Source organism: Streptomyces sp. NRRL F-6676 (assembly GCF_000725625.1).
Lineage (GTDB): Bacteria > Actinomycetota > Actinomycetes > Streptomycetales > Streptomycetaceae > Streptomyces.
Genome location: NZ_JOHS01000095.1, coordinates 1 through 9,484 on the forward strand (window position 1 = coordinate 1; position 9,484 = coordinate 9,484).

Below are 9,484 nucleotides of genomic sequence, written 5' to 3' on the forward strand. Positions count from 1 at the left end.
ACGATCCACGGCCGAGTACTCACACCATCACGAACGGCCGAATCTTCACACCGGTCACGGCCAACCAGCACGTTTCACCAAGATCGTGTTACGAGCTCATAGGGATCAACAGGCGCGGGTTCTCCAATCGATTGTTGAATGGCGTCCAGTACTTGTCCCACCTGGCCGGCATCGACCCTCTCCTGAGTGCTCCAACAGCCGAGCCAGGACACCGGCGGCAGTGACTCAGAGGACCGCAGGCATACCCAGGTGCTCTCGGGAAGCCCACCATCCCCACGCAGCACGTACGCCGTGAAGGCCTGGTCCGAAGCCGTTGCCGTTGGAGTTGTCCGATCACGAACGTCGTGTGCTGCGGGGCTGATTGCCGCAAGCAGACGGCGTCGCAGGCGCTGGTGCTGCGGTTGAAGAGCGTACTGGCGTGCGCGGAGGGCCAGCCGAACGCGCAGGTCGCGGACGACCTGGGGTCTCGCGGGAGACGGTGCGCAGTGGCGGTCCCGGCTCGCCCCGGACCGACTGGAGGGCCTGGTGGACCGGCCACGCTCGGGTGCACTGCGAAGGACCACGGACGAGGAGGTCGAAGCCCTGGTCGCCAGCACGCTCGGCCAGACGCCACCGACGGGTGATTCGCACTGGTCGACGCGCTCGATGGCCCAGGCCACAGACATGTCGCAGTCGGCGGTCTCCCGGATCTGGCGGGCGTTCGGCCTCGAGCCACACATCGTTCAGACCTGGAAGCTGTCGCCCGACCCGCAGTTCGTGACCGAAGTCCGCGATGTGGTGGGCTACGCCACCCACAAGACCGAACCGGTCAAGAAGTGGCTGTTGCGGCACCCCCGCTTCCGCCTGCACTTCACCCCCACCTCGGCGTCCTGGCTCAACCTCGTCGAGCGCTGGTCCGCCGAGCTGACTTGCCGCAAACTCCGCCGCTCCGCCCACCGCAGCGTCGTCGAACTCGAACGGGACATCCGCGGCTCGATCAACGAGTGGAACAAGAACCCCAAGCGCTCATCTGAACGAAGACCGCCGACGACATCCTCGATACCCTCGCCGCATACTGCACACAAAATAACGACTCAGGACACTAGGCTATTCCCGTGGAATCGGAAGAGCGTTCTAAGCGCTGCGTTCTGAGAGCCACTCCTCGGACTTTGTTCTGATTCATGACTCATCCACACTTCCCGATGGGCGCCTGAGCCCTACATGGGCCACGGCTTCATCTCTTCGGGCGCATGAACGCAGATCAACGGGTGATCCGCGCTCACCATAAGGTCCAAGCCCTCGTAGGGTGTGCTTCCGATACCCCAGATCAGGCCGTTCGCGTAAGCAGCCACAGCCCCGTCCGGCCGCATGAAGACATGCGAATAGCTGAGCCACCAGCCGACGGGAAACCATGAGCCGCTGAGGGCTGAGCCGATCGCCGAGGATTCGTCCTGATGCCTGCCGCCAGCCCCCACAGCATCGACGAAAAACGGTTCGCCGTTGATGAAGTTGGGGCCGTCCTCACGGGCCGGCCCAATCTTCAGGCCTCGGAACGATTCGAGGAAGGCGGTTGCCAATGGACTCGGGATGTACCCCTGCGCCATCAGAGACTGGATGTCGGAGGACACGTCGATGTGTCGCCCGGGGTACCAGCCAGCCTGCCGCAGGGCGGAAACCGTTGTCGGGTCCAATCGGGAGGTGAAATCCTCCGGTTCGCCGCTCACTAGTAATTCACCCCCAAGCTGTCCATCACTCGGCGGCACGCCTTGCACGGGGTAGCAGGAGCACCGTGGTCACCCTTGGGCGTATCGCTCACATGCACCGTAGTCATGTTCCCGCCTCGGATACCCGGTTCACCTTCTCTTGCATACGCTTTGCTCAGGCACTGCATCTCCGCACATCCACCGTTCATCGGGTGGGCCTGCTGCTCGAAGATCTCCGCCATTTCATCCGGAGCGGTGACAGGTTCCTTATTGTCCGATCGGTAGACATGGCCGCTCCGAGATTCATATTCGGCGGCGAAGTCGCTTCCCCGAATGTCGCCCGCATCGGCCTGTGCGTCGAGGGATGCCTCACCGCAGTTATGGACCAGGACTGGCGTGGCTCCCGCCAGCACATAGTACGTGTGCTACGCGGTACCCCTCTACCTGCTTCTTCGCTGGTCAGCGTGGGTTTTGCGCTCCGCTGGCGTCCGTGGTTGTGCGCGGAAATCCGTGGGTGTTGCCGTCGCTACTGCCGTCAGGCGGTTCAGCCCAGGTAGGGGCTTTCACGGTGCTCCAGGAAGTGCTGGAGCCGGAGCCGTTGGGTGTGGTGCATCGGCAGCTGCTCGATCTCTTCCGGCGGTACATACCGGAGTTCGGTGGACTCGTCGGAGATCTCCAGCTGGCCGCCGGTGATGCGGGCGGTGAAGCAAACGTTGAACTGGCGGCGGACCTCGCCGTCGGTGTAGGCGATGATGTGTTTCGGGTCGGTGTAGGTGCCGACCAGGCCAGTGATCTCTACGTCCAGGCCGGTCTCTTCCTTGACCTCGCGGACGGCCGTGCCTGGCAGGGAGTCGGTGAGGTCCATGCCTCCGCCGGGCAGCGCCCAGAGGTCGTTGTCACGGCGACGCTGGAGGAGGATGCGCCCGTGATCGTCGGTGACGACGGCGGATGCGGCAACGACCATGCTGTTCGGCTTAGGCGCGTTCGGGTCGCCGTAGTACTCAGTGCGGGCCACGGTCAGCCTTCCTCTCGTACGGGAGTTGCCGTCGCCCACACGGCGTTGAAGCTCTCAGCGTAGGTGTCGAACATGCCGCTCTCCTGGTGTCGGCGAAGATGCCATACGGAGGCGGCGTAGGCGTTGACGCCCCAGACGTGTGCGTTGACGAGTTGCTGGTCGTCGGCGCGGTAGAGGGAGTTGTAGAGCGTGGTGCCGTGGGTGCGGACTTCGATGCCCGGGGTGGCAGCGAGGGGTCTGTAGTGCATAAGCGCGAGGCGGCAGCGGGATTCGATGCCGTGGCCGCGCGGAGCCGGTCCTGTACGCGATGCAGTGCGCCGTGGACGGAGAGACCTCGCCGACAAGCGAGGACTTCGCCGAACCACAGGAATGAGTGTTGCGGCACTGCGGCCAGAACCCGGCCCACCACACCTACCGGGAGATCATCACCCGCCCCTGGCGGACCTGGCGCCAGATGTGACCTGCCTCGCTCGCCCAGGCGCCGCACCGCGCCGACCCACCCGACTCCCGTCCCTGCCGGGCGCGGCCAATCGAGGCTCGCCCGTCCTCGTCAGCCCCGGCAGGGACGGGCCTTCACGTGTGCGCCGCGCCCATAACCGTGAGGTTCCGGCCTCAGCCCCAGAAAGTCAGCCACGACGGCGGGCGCGCCAACCGATCACCCGCCACGTGTGTCTCGCTCAACCCCGCACCGGCATCAGCCCAGTTATCTCCATCGTCACGGCCCCAGCCAGGCACAACGGCCGCGTTCCGGACGACAGTTCCGCCGGGGTGCCGACGCCGCACGGTACGAGATAGCCGGACGACCTCTCGGGGACCCGGCCGGTCTGCTGCTGAGCGGTCGGACAGCGGGGCTTCCGATTGACAGTCCGGCCTGTGCCTCTGGGCTCTACGCGCCGAGTGGTCGGCGGCCGTCGCCAGCGGGGCGGCAGACAGGAGCGGGCGGCGGTCACCGACCGCCGGCGCGCGGCGGCCCGCGTCAGCGGGACGCCCTTGATCAAGTAAAGAAACTTTGAACAGCTCACCCACTGGTCAAGCTGCCCGGCCGATGGTCAGGGTCGCTGCTGCCGGCGCTTCTTCGATTCGGCCAGTGCGGTCTTCAGCTTCTCGCTCGGCGATACGTCCGGCTCGGCGTCGTCGTCATGGAGGGGCGGCAGGAACAGGCCGCGTCGGCTCTTCTCCCGCTTGACCTTCCGGCGCTCGCTGTAGAGCCGCTGATGCTCTTCCCGCACCACGTCCCATCGCCGGTCCAGCTCCGCTTCCCGCGCCAGCAGCTCCTCATCGCTGAGGTCGGCGAACTCGGTGGCAGCAGCACGCGCCTCGCGGGCGATCTCATCGCGCAGCAGGTAATTCGTGATCGTCCCATGGTGCTTGCCCGGCTCCGGTTCCTGGCGCACGAAAACACCGCGCCCCTTGACCGCGTACGCCAGCCCGTCCTGCTTGAGGCGCCGATAGGCGTTCTGCGCGGTGGAGTTGGCGACTTTGAACCGCTCTTGGATCTCCCGGGCGGGAGGAAGCTGGGAGCCTGGAGGGTAGGTGCCTTCCAAGATTTCCCGGCGGAGGATATCGGCGACCTGAGCGTACGGCGGTCGGGGATCACCGTTGTAGATGACGTCGACCGGCCAGTCCGGCCCCTCAGCGTCGGAATCCTCATGATCGCCGTCGGCCTCTTCGGCGCTCCCGCCGACGGAGTCACTGACGTAGCTGCCCCGGCCAAGCTGGGAATAGACCAAGCCTTCCTGCTTGAGCACGCGCAGGGCGTTCTGGACGGTGGAGCTGGATACCCCGAACCGATCACTCAGCACGTTGGCCGAGGGCAGCCGCTCGCCGGAGCGGTACTCGCCGTTCAGGATCGCGTCCCGCAGGGCCTCGGCGGCCTGGAGGTACGGCGGCCGGGAGTCCTCGTCCAAGGGCAGGGTCAGCCTGGATCTGGTGACGGTGGAGGCGGCCCAGTGATCCGCTTCCTTCGCCAAAGTCGCCGAGTACCAAAAGCACGGCCTGGTCCAGCACCCAGGCACCACCGTCGTACGCCACCACCGCCGTGCTCTCCGATGCCATCAGGGCCGCCGCACCGCGCGCCCGCATCTCCGTCACCTCGAACGCGGTCGGGGAACGCGAACTCGGCTGGGGCCAGCAGCTTGACGTGCGCGAGATCGCCACTTTCGGCACCGACGCCGAACTCACCGACCAGGCCGTTGCCGCCTACGTGGCCAAGTACGCCACCAAGTCCGCCGACGCCTCCGGCACCCTCGACCACGCTCTGTTCTGCCGCCCCTGCCAAGGCCGCGGCGCCACCCTCCTACCCCACGGGACCCCGCTCCCCTGCACCGCCTGCGACAGCACCGGCCAGGCCCGCCCGCTACCCCGCCTCGCCGTCGCACGCCACGTCCGGCAGATGATCCGCACCTGCTGGGAACTCGGCAGGCTGCCCGAGTTCGCCGAGCTCAAGCTCTGGAAGTGGGCACACATGCTCGGCTTCCGGGGCCACTTCTCCACCAAGTCCCGCAGCTACTCCACCACCCTCGGCGCGCTGCGCGACGCCCGCCGCGCCTGGCGCACCGAACAGGCCCGCGCCCACGCCGGCCTGCCCGAGCCTGACCCGGACACCACCCTCGTCGTCGGCCACTGGGCCTACCTCGGCACCGGCTACAACCCCGGCGCCGCGCTCTTCGCCGCCGCCGTCTGGCACCGCAGAGAACTCGCACGGCAGTTCATCGCCGAAGGGGGCTGCTGATGACCACACATGCACCCGCCACGCCCCACCAGGGGCCGAGCACACCGGAGGAACTGCTGACGGTTCCCAAGGTCATGGCCAGCCTCCAGCTCGGCCGTTCCGCCGTCTACGACCTGCTCCGCAGCGGCCAGCTCGCCTCGATCACCCTCGGCCGTGCCCGTCGCATCCCCGTCCACGCCCTGACCGACTTCATCCGCACACGCCTCGAACAGGAAGCCGCCTGATGACCACGCCCCGCGACACCCCCGCCTCCCGCCGCGTGCGAGCCAACGGCGATGGAACCGTCTACCAGCGCAAGGACGGACGATGGGAAGCCGCCGGATACGTCCTGGCCCCCGGCAACACCCGCCGCCGCGTCCGCGTCTACGGCACCACCCGCAAGGAAGCCCTGGCCAAGCTCACCGAGAAGATCGCCACCAGCAACCGGGGCCTCCCCGTCCCCTCCGCCCAGGGCAGCGTGGCCGCATACCTGACGTACTGGCTGGAGAATGTTGCCGTACACCAACTCCGTGAGAACACCCACACCCGCTACACCACCTGCGTCAACCGGTACCTCATCCCCGGCCTCGGCAAGAAGAAGCTCACCAAGCTCACCGCCAAGGACGTCCGCACCTGGCTCAACCAGCTCCGCACCACCTGCCAGTGCTGCACGCGAAACATCGATGCCCGGCGCGAACAGCCCCGCTGCTGCGCCGTCGGTCAGTGCTGCCACAAGCTGCTCTCCCCGCTGACGCTCACCTACATACACTCCGTGCTCAAGTCCGCCCTGGAGCACGCCGTGCGTGAGGAAGAGATCCCGCGCAACGTCGCCCGCAACGTCCGCACCGGCACCCCACGCCCCCGACGCTTCGAACCCCTCACCGCCGACGAAGCCCGCCATTTCCTCGCGGCTACGCGCGGACGCAGGTTGCACGCGCTGTTCGAACTCGCCCTCCACACCGGACTCCGCAAGGGCGAACTTCTCGGCCTGCGCTGGGAAGACCTCGACCTCGACACGGGCACCGCCGCCATCCGCCGCACACTTCAGCGCACCAGCACCGGCGGGCTCACCACGCTGCCCACCAAAACGCGCGCCTCCGAGCGCCGCATCACCCTTCCCACCCGTTGCCTCCATTCGCTGAGGCTCCACCACGAGCAGCAGAAGCGCGAGCGTGAGGCCGCAGGCATCATGTGGCAGCGCGACGAGCACGTGTTCACCACTGTGCAGGGCACACCGATCGACCCAACCAACCTCACCCGCACCTTCACCGTGCTTCTCCGCAAGGCCGGCCTTCGCCGCATCCGCTTCCACGACCTCCGGCACTCCACCGCGACCCTGCTCCTGGAACAGGGCGTCGAACTCGTCGTCATCAAGGAACTCCTCGGCCACGCCCACATAGGCGTCACCGCCACCGTCTACGCCCACGTCCGCCTCCAGCGCGATGCCATCGACCTCCTCGGCCGCGCCCTCGACCACCCCTGACATACGTACGGCAACGGCGGCGGACACCTGGTGTCTGCCGCCGTTGCCGTCAACTACTGCCGTCAAACGGCAAATCAGCCCCGCCGAGCGCAGCTCGACGGGGCCTATATTTGTGATCGCTAGCGTCACTCAGCGTGGCAGCTGAGACAACATCTGCGCGAGGCTATCCGAGAACTCAGACATGTGCGATTCGGCGGCATATCTCACGGTGCAGGCGGCAGAGACCAGCTCCAGCGCCGAATAATCACCACTCGAAAGCATCCTCGCGCACATTCCTAGGGGGACTACGAAATCTGCTTGCGCACCATCCGATAGCGAATCGAGCATGTCGTCTTCCCCTGCGAGAACCAGCTCCACGATCGAACTCAGCACTCCCACCATCCTTGGAGCATCTACTCCATGGGCGAGCTTAATCATGTCTTCGTATTCGGCAAACCCGAATCGATTAACCTGGAGGTGCTCTCTGGCCACATCAATCACCTTCGAAACTGATCTCCTGATGCTGCAGCCTGGGCTGACAGACCAACGCACATGGACTGGCAGGCGTGCCGTGCGCGCCACCGGGCGGCGAATTCAATCCCCGCACCTTTACCACTTCGAACGATCCCCCTCGGATCCCGGCCGCACCCTCGGCTGCCTCCGCCTGGATGAGGCACATCGTTTCAGCACATCCCGCATGGTAGCGACCCCCCTCAGGCGTGAACTGCCGCACGAGAGAATCCACTTCTCCACCGGGAGCTGGCGTCAGGTCATGACCCGAGTGACCAAAATAGGTTCGCCCTGACGGTGATGTGTATTTCGCCGCAAAGAAGGGGCCATCAGTTTTATTGAAGCCAGCACGCAGACTGTCGGCATACTCACCCAGGTTGCAGTTGTGAACCAGGACCGCCGTGGCCCCCGCCAGCACATAGTACGTGTGCGTGACGTCGACCGTCAGGTCGTGGGTGAGGTGCTGGTGGCGCCAGATCTTGACGGAGACGACCGGGACAGCGGCGCCCGAGGCGGCTTGGAGGCGCATCCCCGTCTTGATGTCGCCGGCGTTTATCCACTTCTTCGCCGACGTCACCCAGAAGGGGTGGGTGACGGTGGCGACGATTTTTGAGGGCTTGCGACCGTCACGGATGGTGAGAGTGGCGAAGTCCTTGTCGTGCTTCGTCGTGATCAGCTTCTCGACGGTGCGCGGCTGGGTTTTGCCCGTCTCGGGGTCGGTGGCCCGGACTTTGTCGCCGGGCTTGATGTCCTTGATCTGCTGTTCGTGACCGTCGGCCATGAGGACCTTGGTCGTGGGCAGGAAGCTGTGGTTGCAGGGGCTGGATCCGCTCTTGGGCGCTGCGGTGTCAGCACGTTTGCCCACCCTGGCAGCGCCGGAGCCGGCGGTTCCTTCCGCCGCGTTGCCGGCTGCCTTGGCTCCGGACCGGGTCGCTGCCTTGGCAGCGGACGCGGTCTTTGTCCCCTTGGCAATCGCTGCCGCGCCGGCGCCGGCGATGCCTATTGATCCGGCGATGACGGCGCCGCCTTCAGCGATCACTCCAGCGGACGCCCCCACGACTGCGGCACCGACGCCGGCCTCGGCGCCCGCAGTGAAACCCGTGGCACCGGCCGCAAGCACGGCTCCACATCCGCCTGCCGTGGCTGCCACGCAGGCAACGACACCCACGACCACGGCCGTAGCCACCACAGCGGCGATCACCGGGTGTCGCTGAATGGCGTGGTAGGCCTTGTGGACGACGTGAGTCACGTGGCAGGAGAACCATCCTCCGCAGCCACCGCCTCCTCCGCCGCCTCCTCCCCCGCCGCCGCCTCCGCCCCCTCCGCCTCCGTGGTGGCCGTCCTTGCCCTTGTCGTTGTCCGAGTCGGTTGTTGACGTGTCGTCGTTGGACGCGCACGTCGTGCAGCCGCGGTCAGCGGGGTATTGCAGGCCAGTGGGGTCGCTGTGCGTGAGTGGGTTGTTTCCTGCGTAGGTGTAACCGTCGATTTGCTGGGCGTCGGTGAGTTCAAGGATCGGATCGTCGGAGATGAAGCGGCCGATGGTGGGGTCGTATTCGCGGGCACCCAGGTGGGTGAGGCCCGTGCTGGTGTCCTGGATGCCGTTGACGAATCCCTTGTCGCCGAGCCAGGCCGTGGCGGTGGGCTGGGTGCCCCGGGCGTTGCCGAAGGGGTCGGTGCGGCGACGCGTGACGGCTTGTGTCGTGGCGTCGACGGCGGTTTCGGCGGTGTCGTGACCGTCGGTGATGTGCCATTGAAGGCTGTCTGAGCTGGTGCGGACGGCGACGGTCTGGCCGGCCCAGGTGTAGTAGCGGGTGCCGGTGGTCGTGCTACTGCCCTTGGCGAGGTGAACTTCTGTGTCACCGAGATAGAGCGTGGTGCCGGAGTCGTCGCGGGCGAGAAGTCGGTTGCCGTCGGCGTCGTAGAGGTAGGACGCGGCGGTGCCGTCGGCATCGGTGGCCTTGGCGAGGTGACCTTCGTCGTCCCAGTCCAGCGTCTGGCTGTTGCCGTCCAGTGAGGTCTTTCAGCGTTGCCTCTCCAGGGTGAGGACAGCTTTGGCGATGACGGTCATGCGGTTGGGGCTGATGCGGGATCTGCGGAAGATCTGC

Annotated in this window: 9 protein-coding genes and 4 pseudogenes; 4 read left to right on the forward strand and 9 right to left on the reverse strand. The window is 66.3% G+C overall.

Features of this window, described 5'->3' with window-relative positions:
• The first annotated feature begins 525 nt into the window (after positions 1–525).
• Positions 526–1,131 (forward strand): hypothetical protein, encoded by a 606-nt coding sequence (locus IO29_RS39840; protein WP_420705408.1) that lies wholly within the window; start codon positions 526–528, stop codon positions 1,129–1,131.
• 65 nt (positions 1,132–1,196) lie between these two features.
• Here the strand turns inward: IO29_RS39840 and IO29_RS30750 are convergent, their stop codons facing one another.
• The 5 genes and pseudogenes from IO29_RS30750 to IO29_RS38710 form a co-directional block, all read right to left on the reverse strand.
• Entirely contained in the window at positions 1,197–1,703 is a 507-nt protein-coding gene (locus IO29_RS30750; protein WP_030383378.1) for an SUKH-3 domain-containing protein, read from the reverse strand.
• Positions 1,703–2,095 (reverse strand): YwqJ-related putative deaminase, encoded by a 393-nt coding sequence (locus tag IO29_RS40450; RefSeq protein WP_158709404.1) that lies wholly within the window; start codon positions 2,093–2,095, stop codon positions 1,703–1,705. Before IO29_RS40450 ends, IO29_RS30750 begins: the two co-directional genes overlap by 1 nt.
• A gap of 131 nt (positions 2,096–2,226) precedes the next feature.
• Positions 2,227–2,697, reverse strand: coding sequence for an NUDIX domain-containing protein (locus IO29_RS30755; RefSeq protein ID WP_030383379.1), 471 nt, complete (start codon positions 2,695–2,697; stop codon positions 2,227–2,229).
• A gap of 2 nt (positions 2,698–2,699) precedes the next feature.
• Positions 2,700–2,981, reverse strand: a pseudogene (locus tag IO29_RS30760) (XRE family transcriptional regulator); the annotation flags it as partial.
• Between the two features lie 765 nt (positions 2,982–3,746).
• Positions 3,747–4,667, reverse strand: a complete 921-nt coding sequence (locus IO29_RS38710) for a winged helix-turn-helix domain-containing protein (RefSeq protein ID WP_158709405.1) — start codon at positions 4,665–4,667, stop codon at positions 3,747–3,749.
• Between IO29_RS38710 and IO29_RS30770 the strand changes: the two are divergent.
• The 3 genes and pseudogenes from IO29_RS30770 to IO29_RS30780 form a co-directional block, all read left to right on the forward strand.
• A pseudogene (locus IO29_RS30770) lies at positions 4,657–5,428 on the forward strand (replication initiator); the annotation flags it as partial. The gene IO29_RS38710 and the pseudogene IO29_RS30770 overlap by 11 nt on opposite strands.
• Entirely contained in the window at positions 5,428–5,652 is a 225-nt protein-coding gene (locus tag IO29_RS30775; RefSeq protein WP_030383382.1) for a helix-turn-helix domain-containing protein, read from the forward strand. The pseudogene IO29_RS30770 and the gene IO29_RS30775, both read left to right, overlap by 1 nt.
• Positions 5,652–6,890 carry a site-specific integrase gene (locus IO29_RS30780; RefSeq protein ID WP_033226952.1) on the forward strand — a complete coding sequence of 413 codons (1,239 nt, stop codon included), beginning with the start codon at positions 5,652–5,654 and terminating at the stop codon, positions 6,888–6,890. Before IO29_RS30775 ends, IO29_RS30780 begins: the two co-directional genes overlap by 1 nt.
• Before the next feature lie 129 nt (positions 6,891–7,019).
• Here IO29_RS30780 and IO29_RS30785 read toward each other — a convergent pair whose 3' ends face one another.
• The 4 genes and pseudogenes from IO29_RS30785 to IO29_RS38230 all read right to left on the reverse strand — a co-directional run.
• Positions 7,020–7,361 carry a hypothetical protein gene (locus IO29_RS30785; RefSeq protein ID WP_078618587.1) on the reverse strand — a complete coding sequence of 114 codons (342 nt, stop codon included), beginning with the start codon at positions 7,359–7,361 and terminating at the stop codon, positions 7,020–7,022.
• A gap of 1 nt (position 7,362) precedes the next feature.
• Entirely contained in the window at positions 7,363–8,628 is a 1,266-nt protein-coding gene (locus IO29_RS37340) for a polymorphic toxin-type HINT domain-containing protein (RefSeq protein ID WP_078618588.1), read from the reverse strand.
• Between the two features lie 237 nt (positions 8,629–8,865).
• Positions 8,866–9,390 (reverse strand): annotated as a pseudogene (locus IO29_RS40280) (RHS repeat-associated core domain-containing protein); the annotation flags it as partial.
• A 9-nt stretch (positions 9,391–9,399) separates the two neighbouring features.
• Positions 9,400–9,484: pseudogene (locus tag IO29_RS38230) on the reverse strand (IS5/IS1182 family transposase); the annotation flags it as partial.

Bases quoted from the DNA above. Each gene is read 5' to 3' on its own strand.
- IO29_RS30775 (WP_030383382.1), top strand. From the start codon at position 5,428: ATGACCACACATGCACCCGCCACGCCCCACCAGGGGCCGAGCACACCG.
- IO29_RS30780 (WP_033226952.1), top strand. From the start codon at position 5,652: ATGACCACGCCCCGCGACACCCCCGCCTCCCGCCGCGTGCGAGCCAAC.